An 18,802-nucleotide genomic window follows, 5' to 3' on the forward strand; every position below is an offset into this window, starting at 1 on the left:
TTGACCATTCATCCCCACCGCGTAGATACCGCGACTTGTTCCTGAGAGATCCTCACAAAATTTAATCACAGCTCAGGGGCTCCGTGTTGTGCTTGAATAGCGCCTTGGTAAAGCATCATTAACAAATTCTGAATTGGTATTGGATATTGACCTACCTAAACCCGTTCAATAAAGTTTGTTAGTGCTAACCGCTACTTCGCTGGTACTCATTAAACTCTTTAATCTATTTTTATGAACTTGGGATAGTTGCTCTGCGAATGTTGTATGTATTAATTCAATCAAGTGCATGCTGGTGAACCTTATAAGGACGGAAACACTATTGGATCACATATCTTCATGCACTTCAAAAAGTTATGATCACTTTTTGTGACCATCTCTCAGGAACAAGTCGTGGTATCTACGCGGTGGGGATGAAAAGTCAACATGCCTGAATTGAAAATAAAGGAAAATAATCCGTATGGCCATTAAGATAGTCTTCAGCTAATGAATTTATTTCCTCCCAGGAATAGATCTTCTGTTGCGGTTCAAGAGGTGGCAGCCAGGCATTTTGTTCTGCGTAGCGAATGGCATCGTAAGCATCTGTTAAAGAGGCATAGTGAGTATGAATATAGGCATGCCATTGCATGCATGCAAGTGCACGTAAATAGGATACGTGCATACCTTCTTTCCAGCCAGCCGTAGTGAGAACTCCCGGGCGAGATAATGCTTTAATAGTTGCTTTTAATATGGGCTCACCAATAAGATCTACAAATACCGAGACTCCATAGCCATTAGTATATTCCTTGACTAGTTGTAAGAATGATTTTTCGGCTTGCACGTATTCTTCACTGAACTTTTTAGATGATGGATCCCACTCTAAATGGCTGTTTAAACGAAGAAAAGAATTTCTATCAATAGCTGTGATTCCTAATTGCTCAATGAGATTTAAACGAGAGGAATTAGATGCGATGAGAGCTGTTTTATAACCTGCAGCTTTTGCCAATTGCAGAATAGCTAATGAAACACCACCTCCCCAGCCCCAAACGGAAGGATTAGGTTCTTCTTTCTCACTAACCATAGCCCTATAGGTCTGGCTGGCCACCTTCCAATTGCCCCAGGCTGTAATATAACGTAAAGAAAAGGCGGCCCATTGAAGTAATGAAAAGCGTGTGTTTTCGGGAATAGGTAATAGTTGTTTATAATGGACTATAGTTTGTTTTGCTAATAACCCAACCGTTCCATGGCTATCATAGCCATGTGCTTTAAGAGGATAATTAAAACGAGGTAAAGAACCCGTGTCGCCACTAAATAAGATATAGATCTCTCCAGGAATAATCGAAGAAGCACTATTTCCAGTTTTTAAGGCACGTACTACACCAGCATTGCCAATAACAACCCTATCTTCATTGCGCGCGGCACAAATATCAATAGGGTTGCGTTTTAATGCATGTCCCATATTGCCTTCCCAGCAACCATATAAAGGTTCAACCAGCACAGAATCAGCATTTAAAGAAGCTAATTCAATAGTACCTTTTTTTAATAGGGCGGGTTTAGGGGCTCGTTCTAGTATCCAAGCTTCAACTTTCATTATGAGAATCCTTTTATTTTATTTATTAATAGTTTTGATAATTGGTCCACTATCGGATTTTTCAGAATGGAGTAATGATCTCCCTCTAAATCAATGCGTTGATAATCATTTAAATAAGATTCCCAACCCAAATCCGAATTAGCGCAACTCTTAATTATTCCTTCACTTGCTGAAAACAACGTGGTAGGGCAATTTAAAGCAGTATGATCTGATAATGTAGTAAAGTAGCGTTTGGTTGTGTGCACATGATTTGTAAAAATAGCCAGCAATGACTCGAATTCAGGATCTTGCTCATTAACAGGGCGCTGTACTACTTGTTCTAAATCCATTAAAAAGCGTGCTTTAGTTTCTTCTTCACTCAATTTGAACTGTGGATTGGTTGGAGATGGGATGGCCATATCAATAATAAACAAATGAGCTACAGTTTTTTGATTGGCTATGATCTGGCGAGCCATTTCATAGGCAATTAAGCCACCAAAAGACCATCCGGCAATAAAATAGGGTCCTTGTGGTTGTTGTCTATATAAACTTTGAATATAGCGCGAAGCGATTGCCGGAATTGTTTCATGATAATCAAGCGCATTACTTAGTTGAGGTGATTGTAGCGCATAAAAATTGAGGTGTTTTTCTACTTTTTTAGCTAATTCTATAAAAGAAAAAACGGTGCCCATTACGGCATGTACACAAAAAAGATTCTGCGTATGTGAAGAGTTCGTTAAGGGTACCAAAATATTATCTTTGGACTCAGGAGCTGTTTGGCTGTTTTTCAATAAAGCATCAATAGTTTGAGAACGCATAAAAACATCCAGTGTTAATTCTATCCCCAAGATTTTTTCAGTCTCAGATTTCATCTCTAAAGCTGTTAAGGAGTCACCACCCAATTCGAAAAAATTATCATCCAAACCGATTTGCTCAATCCCTAAATGGCGTTGCCAGATAAGACTTAATTGTTTTTCTAAATCTTGCTTTGGGGGGCGATAAGACGAGGACAGTATAGGTCTTGGTGTTTGAAAAGCTGGTGATGGGGGTGCTTTTTTTACAGTTAGTGCTTGCTGCAAATGATTTTGATAACGTATTTTTAATTCAGTTAGTGGATAGGGGATGGCTGCCAATTGCGGGAGGGTTGACTTTACGGCTTGATCAAATAAATTCAACGCTTCACAAATCGTTAACTCTTCCTGTGGATGGTTTGTAAGGAGGTTTTGACGCATACCTAATTTGGCCCACGCGCCCCAATTAATAGAAAGCACTTGTTGGGAGGCCGTGTTGTTTTCTAATGCGAAACAATCCATATAGTGATTGGCTGCGCAATATTCTAATTCACCTATTCCTCCTAATAAGGAACTGGCTGATGAAAACAATATAAGTTTAGGAATATTATAATGTTGCGACATTGCAGCCAGATGGCGAGTACCTTGAGTTTTGGGAGTAAGCGCTTTTTTTACTAAATGGTGATCTTTACGAATAAAGAGTTTTTCCGCTGCCTGGCCTGCTAAATGGATGATCGCTTCAATAGGTCCTGCAATGCAGGCAAAAGTTTGTTGCACTTGCTCTAAATCAGTGACATCACAGTGCATCATTTGTATGGTGCTTTGCTGAGGTAGTTTTTTGGTGCGTGATAAACACACTACTTTGCATTGGTAATTGGTCACGATATGAGTAGCAAGTGCTTGTGCAATTCCACCGCTGCCGCCACTGATGACCACAGTACTTTGTGGTGCAATCCCTGTTTTTTCGCTAACAGGATTATATGCTTGCCAAGTATAAAGCCAGAAACAACCAAACCGAAGCGCTAGCTTTTGTGTTGCTGTATTAAAATAAACTTTGCCTTGCAACCAATCCACTAATAATTGTTTATCCATTAGTGTCATATTAGCAGGTAAATCTAAAGCTTGAATAGAAATCGAAGGTATCTCTTGGGGTACGGTGAGAATGATTCCTTCTAACAATCCTGCGTCGGCTTTTATGCTATCTGTTGGTACTACTTTAGCTGAATAAGAACGGCATACCAGCAATATAATAGGATTAGTATAATGATGAATTAATGTTTGTAATAAAGACATGGGTGACAATAAACAATCGTATTCCCATTCGGCAGCATTTTTTTCACAGTTCCTACTGTAACTCCAGGCATAGACTATACGTTGAATTACTCCATAATGGTTTTTTATGTCGCGCCATAATGTTTCATAATCATTATTTTGTGCAGGATTAAGTACATAATGGGTTGGGCTTAATTTATTATATTTTGGGCCTGCATAAATAGTTATGGTGCGTGGCGATAGGGCTTGATTGAATAAATGATCGCTATTAGGTGGCATAAAAATTACGTCTATTTCGTGCGCCATAGAACTAAATTCTCGCGTTACTTGTTGCCAAGCAGGTGCATATAATTGTGCCTGTTTCTTGGGTTGATGTGCGGAAGCAGGATGCCAAAAAGAAGTGCGTGCAAAAGAGTAGTTTGGTAAAGAAATAATCTTTAAACCGGTTTTTTTTCCTTGAGTTATGATCTGTGCTTGTAACTGCTCATAGTGTTCTAATGGTTGTGTCGCTGTACTTTGAAGCTGTAGTATCAGCTCTTCTTTAGTTGCCCCCTGCACAAGCAAACGATGCTCCCAATGGGCACGAGTCAAAGCCAATGTGTATTCGACTGCGACTAAATCAATAATATTATTTTGCATAAAAGCCGCCAAACGTGTCGCATTGTCTTTTAAGGCTTGCTCTGTTTTAGCAGATAATAGAAGGTGATAGGTCTTGGCCTGAGTTAAGGTGGGTTTAGGATCTGATGAATATTCTTGTACTATCATATGTGCATTAGTACCGCCAATACCAAAACTACTTACTGCTGCAGTGCGTTTTGTGGCAATCCAGGGAGTTAATTGCTGTGGGACAGTAAAAGCTGCTTGATAAGAACACTGGTCTGGAAAACGTTCAAAATGAATTAACGGAGGAAGCATTTTATGTTGCAGTGTCATAATTACTTTAACTAAACCACATACTCCTGCCGCTGCGTCCAAATGGCCTAAATTAGCTTTGAGTGCCCCTAAAAACTTGGGATGATGTTCGTTGCCATAAGCGGTATGTAGAGCAGCTAATTCAATAGCGTCTCCTAATTGCGTTGCTGTGCCATGTGTTTCTACATAACTAATGCTGTCCTTATCTAATCCTGCATCTTGTAATGCGAGTTGAATGACTTGAGTTTGTCCGCTAATACCAGGTGCAACAAAGCCGACTTTTTCTGCCCCATCATTGTTAATTGCACTGCCTTTAATCACAGCGTAAATTCGATCGTTATCGGCAATAGCCGCTTCTAGATTTTTTAAAACAACCAGCGCCCCACCATTTCCTGCCACGGTTCCGGACGCCTTATGATCAAAAGGCTTGCAATGTCCATCTTTAGACCCAATACCGCCTTCTTCATAAAAATAGCCTTCCAGCTTTGGATTGATGCTAATACCGCCAGCGATGGCCATAGTACATTCCTGGGAGCGTATGCTTTGTATCGCTTGGTGTACGGCGACTAAAGAAGAGGAGCATGCAGTTTGAACATTGAGCGCTGGTCCTTGTAAATTTAATTTATAAGCAATACGACTAGCCGAAAAATCTTTGTCATTCCCCAATAAAAAGAGCATGGGATGGGTGTTGGCTTGTAACGTGGTGTTATTTAACAAATGAAATAATAAATAGCGATTTAGAGAAGTACTAACAAATATTCCTGTATTTTGCCTCTGCGTTATCGCGCTATAGCCTGCATCTTCTAAAGCATGGTAAGCCAGTTCTAATAAAATACGTTGTTGCGGATCAATTAATTGGGCTTCTTTAGCAGAAATATTGAAAAATTGCGCATCAAATTTATCAATGTCCTCTATCCAGGCTGTGCGAGCAATATAGGGTGCATCGGATTTGTAAGTATTTTCAGGACATTCAGGATCTGGAATATCACGTATATTTTCTTTTCCTTGAGATAAATTATCCCAGAACTGTTGCGGCGTATTTGCATCAGGTAGACGGCAGGCCATCCCAATCACCGCTACTGAGTTACTTCTAGTTGTTTTTAGAGTACTAATAACGGTGGCCTGGGTGGATGTACCCTGTAGAAATTGCGCCAGCTTTTTTATGTTTGGGTATTCAAAAAATAAAGTAATAGGCAAATCGCGTTGCAATTGTTCTTTAAGGCGCTGATGGGCTTGTACTAACAATAAAGAATGGGCGCCTACTTCAAAGAAGTTATCTTCTAAAGCTATTTTTTTATTCAGTAATTGCTCCATCACCCCAAGCAATAAGGTTTCCATTGCATTGGGTAATTGTTCCTGGTCTTGTGGCGAGGGTAAGGCTTTTTGTAAGCTATGTAAGCGTGCGTGATTTACTTTGCCATTGATAGTCAATGGCAGTGTCTCGAGAAAATAATAATGGCTTGGTACCATGTATTGAGGAAGGTGTTTACTTAATTCATAACGTAAGACTTGTTCTGATAATTGAGTATTAGGTGCTGGAACAAGATAAGCAGATAAAGAGTGGCTATTGGATAAAACGACTACTTCTTGGACTTGATCAAGATTTAGCAATGCCGTTTCAATTTCCCCTAATTCAATTCTATAACCACGAATTTTAACTTGCTTATCTATTCGACCTAGATATTCCAAGCTACCATCAGGTAATTGACGTACTAGATCTCCTGAGCGGTAGGCTAGACTATTTAATTGTGCTAGTTTTATAAACCGTTGAGCGCTTAATAGGGGATTGGCCAAATAACCTTGCGAGACTCCAGGCCCTGTAATTACCAGTTCGCCGGGGAAACCCTGTGGTAGAGGATATTGATGTTCATCAAGTATAAGTAGTTTTAGATCATCCATAGGTAGGCCTATGGGACTGTAGGAACCACTTTCTACATTCGCTTTGGTAATGTGTTGAAAGCTAACAAAAACAGTAGTCTCAGTAATACCATAGCCATTGAATAAGCGGCTTTGAGGATTACTGGCAAGCCAATTTTTTAATCCTCGAGTATTAATTGCCTCGCCTGCCAAGATAACATAGCGTAGATTAGGCTTTTTAATAAGTAAAGAGGGGGTAAGCGCGGCAAAGGCTGAGGGCGTTTGATTTAAAACAGTGACTTGTTCCTCGCATAACAACTGTGTGAAGACATCAGGATCTACTGCTGTCTCTGGCGGCACGATGACTAGAGTACCGCCATAAACTAAAGCCCCCCACAGTTCCCACACTGAAAAATCAAAAGCGTACGAATGAAATAAAGTCCACACATCTGCTGCTGTAAAATTAAAAAGGCGTTTGGTGCTATGAAAAAGGCGAACTAAATTACCGTGGGTTATGGGCACCCCATTAGGCATTCCAGTAGAACCTGAGGTATAAATGACATAGGCACAGTTTGATGCATTTAAAGGGCTTAAAATTATTTCTTGCTGGTAAGCAATGCCTTTTAAATCAGTTAGGGTAATTTTATGCTTAACAGTGAGCTCCAAGTGTGGTTCCGTAATAAGAAACTGCAGTTGAGCATTATTCAGAATATTATTGAGGCGTTCTTTGGGTGCATGGACATCGAGAGGTAGATAAGCGGCACCGATTTTAAGAAGCGCGATAAGAAGGGGAACTAAGTCTAAATTTCGTTCTAAAGCGACACCTACGAGCTGACCAGTATGTATTCCTTTAGTTTGTAAAGCATGTGCCAATCGATTAGAGTATTCATGCAATTGTCTGTAACTTAGCTTTTCTTGCCTCCATTTGAGGGCAATTTGATCAGGTTGTTCTATGACTCTTTGTTGAAAAAGTTCTACAACTGTCGGTGTCAAGGGGTAGCTTTGGTAGGTTAGGGATGAAATAAAACACGATTCCCAAGATGGATGATGGATAAAGCGTAGTTGCTGTACAGAGGTTTCTAAAGGTAAGGTATCGAGCAAAAATAAAAAGGCATTTAAAATACTTTTAGCGCTATGCGGGTGCACTATTTTTTGATGAAATTCTAAACTTAATTCTAATTCGCCCGTAGCGAAAGGAATCGCTGATAAGCATAAATCAAATTTAGCGTTGGTTGTAGCATAGGGATATAACTTAACCTTATTTTGTTCAATTTCATCAACCCGCATAGGGGTGTTTTGCATTACAAATACATGTTGGAATAATGGATTGTGTGTTGCGTTGTGGTGATGGGGAACAAAACGTACCATGTGATCAAAAGGAAATTTTTTGTGTTCCCAATCACAAAGCAGTAGTTCTTTCTGCTGTAGAATAAATTCTTTTAGCGTACAGTGCTGATCCACTTTAACGCGAAAGGGTAGCATATTAATCAAGTTACCAAAAACGGATTCGTCTTTTTGTTGCTCCCGTCCTGATATAGGGTAACCTATCACAACTTCTTCTTGTCTTGCGTATTTATGCAGCACTAAAGCAAACAAGGTACTAAGGAATTGAAAGGGAGAAACACCCAGTTGCTTAAAACACTTATTTATTTTATCCCATACTATCGCAGATAACCGCTCATGAATGGTAGCCCCTTGGTTATTTGCTTGATTATCGCTAGGTATATTTAAACGTTCCGGACAGCCTGCTAATCTCTGTTGCCAATAATCGGCATCATTTTTAAACTGAGAGTCCGATTTATAGTACCTATAATCGGCAGCAAAATCACTAAATTGATAAGCTGGTTGTTCAACCTCAACACTTAGTCCTTGGGATAATTGCCAATAATTAAAGGCTAAGTCTTTGGCCAAAATGCCGCAAGACCAAGCGTCAGCAATTAAGTGTTGAAGCACTATATGTAAATAAAATAATTCTGATTTCTCACTAATTTGATTAATAAACACTTTGGCTAAAGGCGCTGATTGAACGTCAAAAGCAGTATTCAATTGTTCTTGTAATGTGATATCTAAATTACGAGCAGCAAGTTGGTGAACCTGCAGTGGAATAGGTGTTTGGCAGTCCTCAATAAAGAATAAATCGTCATTTAGCCAAGCCGCAGAGCAGCGGAGTAATTCATGTTTTAATTGCAGTGTCGCCAGACTTTGTTGCAAGGCCTGAATATTGAGCTCTCCTTTGATTTCGTAACAACCGGCAATATTATAGGTTGCAGCCTCAGGTGCTAATTGTTGTAACAACCAAATACCCTTTTGCGAATCTAGGGAGGGGATATATTTTTGATGTGCTCGCTTTAAATGAGCAATTAATTGTTTTTTATTCGTTCGAATACGCTCTTTGGTAGGCTCATCAAGTGATTTAGGCGGCGCCTTAATGTGCAATTGATCACCAGAAACCTGGAGTTGCACCCCTAAGGCTTTTAATGTCTGTATTAATTCATGTAATTCGTTATTGATCTTCATTAGAAAGTGAGCTCCTCCCAGGCTTCAGATTGTTCTTCAGTAATTAATGTACCGACTTCTAGGGCATGTAGAAATTGATAGCGCGAATTCAATTGAGCTAATGTTTTTATTAAATCGATATTGACCTGGCCAATAGAACAGATGCCTATTTTTAGAGTGCTTGCATGCATTCGCAACAATTGTGTCATTGCACCTGCTTCAATAAGACCATATTGCAATGAGGATTCAGCATATAAAGGCTCTATAGCATCTAAGGAATTGAAAAAAAACAAAGAACAGCAGGATTGCTCACCAATGGGAATATTCATTGCCAAGTGAACTTGATCCGCTCTGGCAGTTTGTGTGTTGAGTTTAATTAGCTGGTTTTCAAGAGGATGAAAATAATAAACTCCTTGGTCAATGTCTTCTACGCTATTCTTTTTAATCATAAGATAGGTTTGTACCGGGAAGAGAGAGCCTGCGGAAGGGTAATGAGCCTTAAATTCTTGCCCCTGTTGGCTTTGACTTAAAATAGCTAATAGCTGCGTTAATTGTTGCTTGGATAAAGGTTTGCCTGCGAATTGGCGTGATGATTGAGTCTTAATCGGATGTACGGCTCCCTCAGGGTGAAGAGTAATCTGTTCGCCTACCAAAGCCCGTATCCATTTTTTACTTAATTTAAATTGCTCTCTTTCTTTACCTGCTAATAGAGACCTGTGTATGGTTTTGTTTCTGCCTTGATGTTCTTGATAATATTGAGTTAATAACTCCAAATTTTTGAGACGAAACATCTCAGACATTCCAGGAGAAAAACCAAATTGCTCTTGCAATCTATTGCTGATAAGCACTAAATCTATTGAATTAGCCCCTAGAGTTAAAAATTCTTTTTCATCTTCTAAGTCATTTATTTTCAGGATAGATTGAATAATCGTTCTTAATTGCTCTTTAACTGCCGTTTCTTTTATGGGTTGTTTAATGATAGAAGTGGTTTGAGGTTCAGGAAGTTGTTTTCTATCAATTTTTCCATTGCTATTTAAAGGCCAATATTCTTGTTTGATAAAACAACGAGGAATCATGTAAAAAGGTAAATAATGAGTCAAATACTCTGCTAAATTTAGTTCCTCCAGGTTTTGTTGCACATCATAGCATTCTATATAAGCGACCAGTGTTTTTTCTTCGCGCGGCTTACCTGAGGCTAAAACAATCGCTTCCTTAATAGCGGGACTCATTTTTAGTTGATGTTCAATTTCGCCTAATTCAATACGATATCCTTGGATTTTAACTTGGTTATCCCTTCGGCCTAAAAACTCTACAGAGAAGTCAGGTAGGTATCTCCCTCTGTCACCTGTATCGTATAAACGAATACCTTGGTGCTCAATAAATTTTTTAGAATTCATGGTAGGGTCATTAGTATATCCTAAAGACAATCCCACTCCAGCTATATACAAATTACCACTGACCAAAGGAGGGCAGAGTTCCATTTGGTTGTTGTATACCAAGACCTGCTGCCCTGGTAATGCTGTGCCATAGGGGATGCTTTGCCAGTGGGGATCTACCTTATCAATTGGGTAATAAATAGACCAGATGGATGCTTCTGTAGCCCCTCCTAAACTGATTAGACGAACATAAGGAAGCTGTGAACGAACTTGTTGGCACATTTTGACGCAGAGCCAATCACCGCTGAGCAGTACACAACGCAGGCTTGGTATTTCATATTGTTTTTGTTTTGTAGCTAACCCAAAATACATATGAAATAGGGTCGGGACTGAATTCCAAATGCTCACGGAGGCACGGCGAGCAAAAGAGGCTAATTCATCAATATTTTTGTTTTCTATCGCTTCGGGAATGGCGGTTCGAGCTTTAGCTAAAAAAGCCCCAAAAATATCATAAATAGCAAGATCAAAGCTTAAATCGGCACTGTATAAAATAGTATCTTTGGTATTCAGCTTTACTAGTTCATTGACGGCTAATAAAGTAGGCACCACGGCTTGGTGTTGTATTTGTACACCCTTGGGCATTCCGGTCGAGCCTGAAGTAAAGATAATATAGGCCAGAGATTTGGGATTAGACGAGGCTCTTGGTGTTGTACAGGGTTGGGCTTGGCTTAATTCTTTGGTCCAGTAAATAGTAATTAATTTTTCTTGCAGCGCATGTTCTTCGTGGACTAAAAGAAATCTAGCTTGCGCTTGTTTTAAAATATGATCCATTCGATGATTTGGTTGATTGAGTCCGAGAGGGACAAAACAAGCGCCTTCTGCCAAAATAGCTAATACAGCTGCAATTTGCTCTATAGACTTGGGGAGGCATAGTGCTACTTTATCACCGATTTGTATTCCATAGTGTTGCAATACAGTTCGCCCTTGTTTTACTAAATCATGCAATTTTTTATAGGTGATAGACTGAGTTGGTGTAATAAGCGCTTCTGCATCATCGTGTTCATGACGTTCAAATAGGGAATATAAATCCATATTGCTTGCTGGGACAGGAGTAAGATGAGTGGCTTGTTGTAGAGATTGACGTAACTTAGGATGGCCTATATCGAGTTTTTCCCTCTCCCATAAAGCAGCATTCTCAGCTAAACGCTCTAATAGATCGCAATAAGCCAGAAACAAATCTTCTATGGTTTTTTTGGCAAATAAAGGGGCGTTATAATCCCAGTTAAAATGTAACTCGCCTTGATATTCCGATACCTGATGGTCAAGCCATACTTGTGGGGTTTGGGTTAAGCTGTATGCTATGGTACCAAAAGGAGTTGCCTGAGTATCAAAGTCTTCACTGAGAAATGAGGTAAAGACTACCGGAAAAGGGCCTTTTCCTTGTTTATGCAACTCTCTGAGTATCCATATGCCTCCCACATCACTATGTTCTAAATTATCTAGTACTGTATCTTGAATTTCTTTCGCATACTGGATGAATGGTTGGTGGTAACTTACTGACGTACTAAAAGGTAATACAGTCGTGAAATCGCCAACTATTGAAGAAACTTCAGGATGAACCATGCGTCGATTAAACACCGTAAGCATCAAGGTAAACTCAGGGTGCTCGCTCCACCGAGCTAGAACGGTGCTAAAGGCGGTAAGTAAAACAGTCGAAGGGGATAAGTGGTGGTTTTTAGCTTGTTCTTTCAAAGCGCCCCAAATGTTTGCAGGAACGATTTTGGATTTTCGCTTAAAAACAGGCTGAGATACCACTTTATTTAAGAGCGGTAATTGGGGCGCTTGAGCAATATATGAAAGACGTTTTAACCAGTACTGCTTAGATTCTTCTTTAGGAGGTAACTGCGTTATAGTATAGATTAGATAATCTCTAAAGCTTAAGCTCAAAGGTATCAATGACTTTCCCTGATAGAGATTCCATAAATCATCTAACAATATCTTTAAGCTATGTGCATCAGCGATTAATCCATCGATATTAAAATGAATGCGGTAAAATTGCTGATAATCCGTAGAAATACTTAACCTAAATAAAGGCCATTGATTGGCGTTAAAATAATGATGTGATAAATGGTTACGTTGCTCTAAAAGCCAATTTGGGGATTGGCTAAGGTCATGAGTCTCTATAACATAGCCAGGCACTTTTTCTAAGGTATATTGTAATCCTTCGTCATTGATCAAGGTGCGCAGCATGGCATGTCGAGCAATTAAGCCATTAACTGCCTGTTGTAGATACTTTATATCTAAAGTGTGAGCGTCAATTTCTAAATAGATTTGCGCCGACACTCCACCGCCTGCGAGATCACTACGGCGGCCAATCCAATAGGCCTGCTGAATATCCGTCAATGGAAACGGTACATAGTGCTGTTCAGGGTCAGGAATCAATGCTGGGATGCGTGTTTTTTGCCTGGCCTCAATGATTTGCGCCATTTGATGCAAATTGGGGTTTGCAAATAGTTCTTTAACTGAAAGTTCAATATGAAAATGTTGCTGGATTAAGGCAATAAATTGCATTGCTAAAATAGAATTTCCACCATAAGCAAAAAAATGGCTGTCTGGAGTGATTTTTTCGTTCTTAAGTACTGTTTTTAACAAAGTTAATAAGCGATTAACAATGGTATTATTAGGATCAATGACTGATTTTTCTATGGGACATGTTTGTAAAGCCAAACGTTTTCTATCTATTTTTCCATTGGCGGTTACCGGCATTTTTTCCAATACCTGAATTAGACCAGGAACTTTATAAGGACCGAGTTGCTGTTTTATTGCTGCTTTAACATGATTAGGAATCTCTGTTATTGGCGGTGTACCAGGATGTTCTTTTAGTGTAATAAAGCAAGCTAGTTGCTTCTCTTCTAATACCAATAATTCTACTTGTTGTATATAAGGAAGAGTACTGATAATCAATTCAATTTCCGCAAGCTCAATTCGTACCCCATTAATTTTTATTTGCTGATCTCTGCGGCCCAGAAACTCAAAAAAACCATACTTGTCCTGACGTGCGAAATCACCTGTCTTATATAAAATGCCAGAACCAAAAAGATTAGGTATAAAGCTATGATTTTTATCTGGGGTGCGATAGCCTAAGCCGACACTTGGACCGGCTATATATATTTCTCCTATAAAGCCGGGAGGAACAGGTTGCTGCGCCGCATTTAATAAAAGCAAGACGTTATAGCCTATAGCTTTGCCTATCCCTGGATGAGTTGCTGTGGGCTTTTTCTTTTCAGTGAGATTTAAAGAGGAGCTGACAACAGTACATTCCGCGGGCCCATAATGATTAATTACTTGGCATGGCCAATTACTGTTTGGCCAAATACGTAGGCGATCACCACCAGTAAATACATACTCTAAATTGGATTGTCGCCAATCTAAATCACTACATAATTCGAACAAAGGAGTAGGTAAAAAGCAATGGCTAATTTGCTTTTCATGTATCCATTGATGTAAATGATGTAAATCGTGTTTTATTTCAGGATTAGGAATATGGAGTGTACTGCCTGCACTTAATGCGGTCCAAATTTCCCACAACGAGGCATCAAAACTAATTCCAGCCAACTGGCTGCATTGAGAATGCGAGGTGTTTTTATAAGTCTCAAGATGCCAGTTAACCAGATGGGCCAAAGAAGCATGCGTTATTTCTATAACCTTGGGTGTACCCGTGGTTCCCGAGGTAAGCATCAGGTAAGCTTTGTCTTCGGGAATAATTTTGCTCAATAAAAGAGGGGATTTATTCTTCGTTGCTTTTATTTTATCCCAAGAAAGCGCCGGTATCTTTACATCAGGGCATTCTGTTTGATAAATGATACAATCTGCTTTGGTAGAAGTTAAAATCTGATTAATTTGGGTAGAAGATAAATTGGGATCAATGCTAACGAAGCATGCATTGATTAACCACGAGGCCCATTGTACCGCAATAAGCTCAAGACCCGCTGGCATACATAAGGCAATTGTATGCGCTTTAATAGATGATTGTTGCAATTGATACGCACATCGCTCTGCCATTTGCTGCAGCTCATTATAAGTCCAAGAGTCAGTATCATTACTTATGGCAATAGCATCAGGGCATTGAGCTATTTGATAAGAAACATGTTGGGTAACCAAAATAGGGCAGTAATGGCTTTTGCCAGCTAATTCTTTTTTAATCGTTTGAATTCTGTGCTCTAACTTGAGCGGATCTTCTAGTGGCAAACTATCTATAGTGTATTCTGTTACTGAATTTAAAATAGCATGCAATACATTGTGAAATGCGATAAGCCAATGCTCTACTGTCGTTTGAGTAAACAAATCAGTATTATATTCTATTACGCCTTCAAGCGTTTCTTCTTTCTCAATAAAAGAAAACGAGACATCAAATTTAGCTGTTTTTAAATCAAGATCAATTAAATGTGCGGTTAACGTCGCAAATTGCTGTAAAGGAACTGGTGCATGAAAAGCAACTACTACTTGAAACAAGGGGGAATGGCTTAGACGTCTAGGAACCTCAAGAGCCTCCAATATTTTTTCTAATGGTATTTCTTGATGGGCTAATGCATTAACCACTTCTTGATTGACCAGGTTAAGTAAAGAGCTTACCGGTTCCTGAGGCTCAAATTGGAGCCTTAATGGAATCATGTTAAGCAAACAACCCACCAACTGTTCCGTTCCTGGCTCTTGTCTCCCTGCCACAGGAGTTCCTAACACTATATCGGTATGGCCTGTAGTTCTATACAGCAAAATACCAACCAAAGTAGTAAGCAACATAAAGGGTGTTATCCCTTGTGCGGTACAAAAAGCATCAATATTCTTTTTTTCTTGCTGAGTGATAATGAAAACACGTCGTTCTCCATTAAAACTTTGTTGTTCAGGGCGTGGTTCATCAAGCGCAAAACTACTTTCTATAGGGCAATTTTCTAAACGTTCTTGCCAATAATTTAATTGGTTTTCCCAGGCACCTTGTTGCCATTGTTGCTTTTGCCAAAAAGCATAATCTGAAAATTGAAAGGGAAGCGGTTTTGGAGGCGGAGTGTTCTGGTTGAGCTGATGGTTATATAAAAGAGTAAGATCATGCAGCAAAACTTTTAATCCCCAACCATCGGCAACTAAATGATGAATGGTTAAGATTAAAGTATGTCTATCTGGGTTTGTCATTAGAGTAAAGACGTGAACTCGAAGAAGCGCTTGATTGGCGTAATTAAATGGTTTTATGGCGCATTCATAAAGAGTTCTAGTTAATTCTTCTTCATTAGAAAAATCAAGCTGCTGATGATGAAAATCAAAATCAGATTGTGGCACTACTACTGCGTTAAATTGACCCTGATCTTTTTGATAAACGGTACGTAGTATTTGGTGTCTGGCTAACAAGCCTGCGAATGCTTGTTTTAAGGCTTCTATATTCAATTGACCTGTGAGTTCTATTCTAATAGGAATGTGATAAACATAAGGCTTGTCTATTAGTTGTTGTATAAATAATAGTCGTTCTTGCCCAAAAGAAAGAAGCACATTTGTTTGGTTGGGTTGCTTGGTGATTCTCAGGGCAGTTGGGGTTTCTAATAGTTTCGTTAGCACTTCTTGGGCAATATTTTTTAAACTCGGCCCACTTAGAAAAAAGGCTATAGGCATGGTAACGCCGAAATCATTTTTCAACCTATTATATAAATCCATACCAATTAATGATCCTATGCCTAGGTCTTTTAATGATTGGTCTAGTTGAATATTGGTTTGTGGAATTTTTAAAGCCTGTGCCAGTTTGTTGCTTAAGTACTCTTCAAGCCATAGAGTTTGCTTTAATTTTTCCCTTAAAGAGAGAACTGTCTGCCTTAAAGGATAATCACTATAAGAAGCACTATCTTGCTCCTGGACAGCAACTTGTGTCTTAGGCTGTTCTTTCCAATAAGAATGATGATTCCAGGGATACATAGGCAGAGCAAGCGAAGGATCTTGATAACAGGGTGGATATAGAATCTCCCAGTTAATAGAAGAATTGGCTTTATAAAGCTGGCCAAGACAATTGAGAAACGTAACTTCGTCTGTATCTTCTCGTGTTAAACAAGGAAGTAGCTCTACCTCTTCGCGAGCACCTTGAACTATAGCTAATGTGTTGGCAATTAATACAGGATGAGGACTTAATTCAATATAAATGGGCTGTTGTTCTTTTTCTAGGGAACTAATGGCTTCTAAATAATGAATAGGTCCGCTGAGGTTTTTCCACCAGTATTCTTGGTCCAGGCTATCTTGATATTTAGCCCCAGTCACTGTGGAATAAAAAGAAGTATGTGGTGTTTGAGTCGTTAATGAGCTTAGTAAATGGAAGAAATCTTTTTTAATGGGATTAATTAAAGGTGTATGTGATGGTGCTGAGCCTCCTTTAAGTTTCTTGGCATTGATTTTTTCATTTTCTAGGCGGGCAAGCAACTGATCTATGGAATTTATATCGCCAGCAATAAGCACTTGATTGGGGGCATTATGAGCTGCTAGCCATAGTTTAGGAAATTGAACTACCCACTCACTGGCTTCTTGTGGTGATAAAAAAACTACCGCTATTGCCCCTGTATCAATACGGCTTACTAATAATCGAATGCGTGTAACAAAAAGGTGCGCTGCGGTTTTTAAATCAAAATACCCGGCTGCATAGGCTGCCGCTACTTCGCCCATACTACTGCCCACAACGGCAGTGGGTTTTACCCCGAAGCATTTAAATGTTTCAAATAACGCGATTTGTATCGAAAAAATAAGGACTTGTGCTACTTCCGGATTATCTTCCGGATTCATGGAACTGTTGCCCTTAAGAATGGAATATAAAGACCAATTTAATAGTTCTTTTAGTACCTTATCGCATTGTATAATCGCCTCTCTAAAGGGGTGAATAGTTAATAAAACACGCCCCATGGCTAGTGATTGAGAACCCATCCCGGAAAATATAAAGGCAACCTTGGGTTGTGATCTCCTTTTTTTCTGCACTGCGGATGGGAGCAGTTGTTGAAGTTCTTCTTTATTGCGAAACACATAGGCGTTACGATAATTCATTTCATCATAACTCCGAACACCATTGGCAATTTGATGATGCCATTGTGACACTGGTATTTGATTCAGTGTTTGTTTCCAGCTTTCTAACCCAACCGATAAACCAGGGTTATTTTTAGCAGAAATAGGCAAAATATAACTTTTTAAAGGATAGGATTGAAAGGGTTTTTCTTGAGCTGGGGATGCTCTATCTGCTAAAGCAATGATATGAACATTAGTACCGCCAAAACCAAAGGAGCTAACACCTGCACAATAGGTGTCGCTAACCCAGGCTTCATTTTGTGTTTGAACCGCTAATTTGTATTCAGTAAAGGGAATGTAGGGGTTAGGATTAGCGAAATGTAAACTGGCTACCAGTTGTTTTTTATAAATACATAATGCTGCTTTTATGAATCCAAAAAGACCTGCAGCTGCTTCTAAATGTCCTAAGTTCGTTTTGACAGAGCCTATTTTAAGGACTTGTCCTTGAGGTCTTAGCTCACTATATACCTCAGCTAAAGCTTTAGCTTCTACAGGATCGCCAAGTAACGTCCCTGTACCATGAGTTTCAACATAGTCTATTTGGTGAGGTTTGATACCTGCTGCATTTAATGCTGCTTGAATTGCGCGCTTTTGCCCTAGAGGGTTAGGTGCGGTTAAGCCATTGGTTTGACCATCTTGTGCAACGCCCGTCCCAGCAATTACACAATAAATTCTATCTCCATCTGCTTTCGCATCCTCTAAACGTTTTAAATATACAGCAGCAACTCCTTCACCGCGCACTACACCATTAGCTCCAGCATCAAAGGCACGACACAAGCCTTCAGGCGATAATGCGGCTGCTTGTGCGTATCCTGTTTGCACATGAGGGGTTAGAATTAAATTGGCTCCAGCGACTAACGCCGCATTAGCTTCGCCATTTAATAGACTTGTTCTTGCCAGATGAAGTGCTGTTAATGAAGAAGAGCAGGCTGTGTCTATGGTTAATGCAGGACCATGCCAATCAAAAAAATAAGCGATACGATTGGAACAGATGCTGGGAGATATGCCTGTTAGGGCATAAGCATCTATCAGACTAGGGTTGGCAAAAGTGATGGCAGAATAATCGGCATTAGAAATTCCAACAAAAACGCCGATTTTTTTTCCTTTGGTGGATGATGGTTTTATGTGGGCATCATGTAGTGCTTCGACACTTACTTCCAACAGCAAACGTTGCTGAGGATCCATCGCTTGTGCTTCATTGGCAGGGATGTTAAAAAAATCTGCGTCAAATTGATCAATATTTTCTAATAAAGAATAATATTCCGCTTGCATTAATCCCGGACGAGATTTTTTGTTTACGGTGCAGATTTCCTTCGTGAGTAACTCCCAAAACGCTTCAGGATGTTTGGCTCCTGGAAGCCTTAAACCGATTCCTACTAAAGCGAGCAAATCATTGTTTGTTGAATATTTCATAAAACATCCATAAAAAACTATACTTTTTTCAATGTGTTAGCAATAATGCGCAGGGTGTG

General features: G+C 39.5%; 3 protein-coding genes. All 3 read right to left on the minus strand.

Annotation, left to right across the window (positions count from 1 at the left end):
- Positions 1–418: 418 nt before the first annotated feature.
- Genes EKG34_RS00045 through EKG34_RS00055 form a run of 3 tightly spaced genes read right to left on the minus strand, consistent with a single transcriptional unit; the run spans position 419 to position 18,743 of the window.
- On the minus strand, positions 419–1,567 hold the full coding sequence (locus EKG34_RS00045; protein WP_003632373.1) for a quinone oxidoreductase family protein: 1,149 nt from the start codon (positions 1,565–1,567) through the stop codon (positions 419–421).
- Positions 1,567–8,895, minus strand: coding sequence for a non-ribosomal peptide synthetase (locus tag EKG34_RS00050; RefSeq protein WP_003632372.1), 7,329 nt, complete (start codon positions 8,893–8,895; stop codon positions 1,567–1,569). Before EKG34_RS00050 ends, EKG34_RS00045 begins: the two co-directional genes overlap by 1 nt.
- Positions 8,895–18,743, minus strand: coding sequence for a hybrid non-ribosomal peptide synthetase/type I polyketide synthase (locus EKG34_RS00055; RefSeq protein ID WP_003632371.1), 9,849 nt, complete (start codon positions 18,741–18,743; stop codon positions 8,895–8,897). The genes EKG34_RS00050 and EKG34_RS00055 overlap by 1 nt, the downstream gene beginning before the upstream one ends.
- Between the last annotated feature and the right edge of the window lie 59 nt (positions 18,744–18,802).

This window comes from Legionella longbeachae (assembly GCF_004283175.1).
Classification (GTDB): domain Bacteria; phylum Pseudomonadota; class Gammaproteobacteria; order Legionellales; family Legionellaceae; genus Legionella; species Legionella longbeachae.

Coding starts and splice junctions, on each gene's coding strand:
- EKG34_RS00045 (WP_003632373.1), bottom strand. CDS start 1,567: ATGAAAGTTGAAGCTTGGATACTAGAACGAGCCCCTAAACCCGCCCTA.
- EKG34_RS00050 (WP_003632372.1), bottom strand. CDS start 8,895: ATGAAGATCAATAACGAATTACATGAATTAATACAGACATTAAAAGCC.
- EKG34_RS00055 (WP_003632371.1), bottom strand. CDS start 18,743: ATGAAATATTCAACAAACAATGATTTGCTCGCTTTAGTAGGAATCGGT.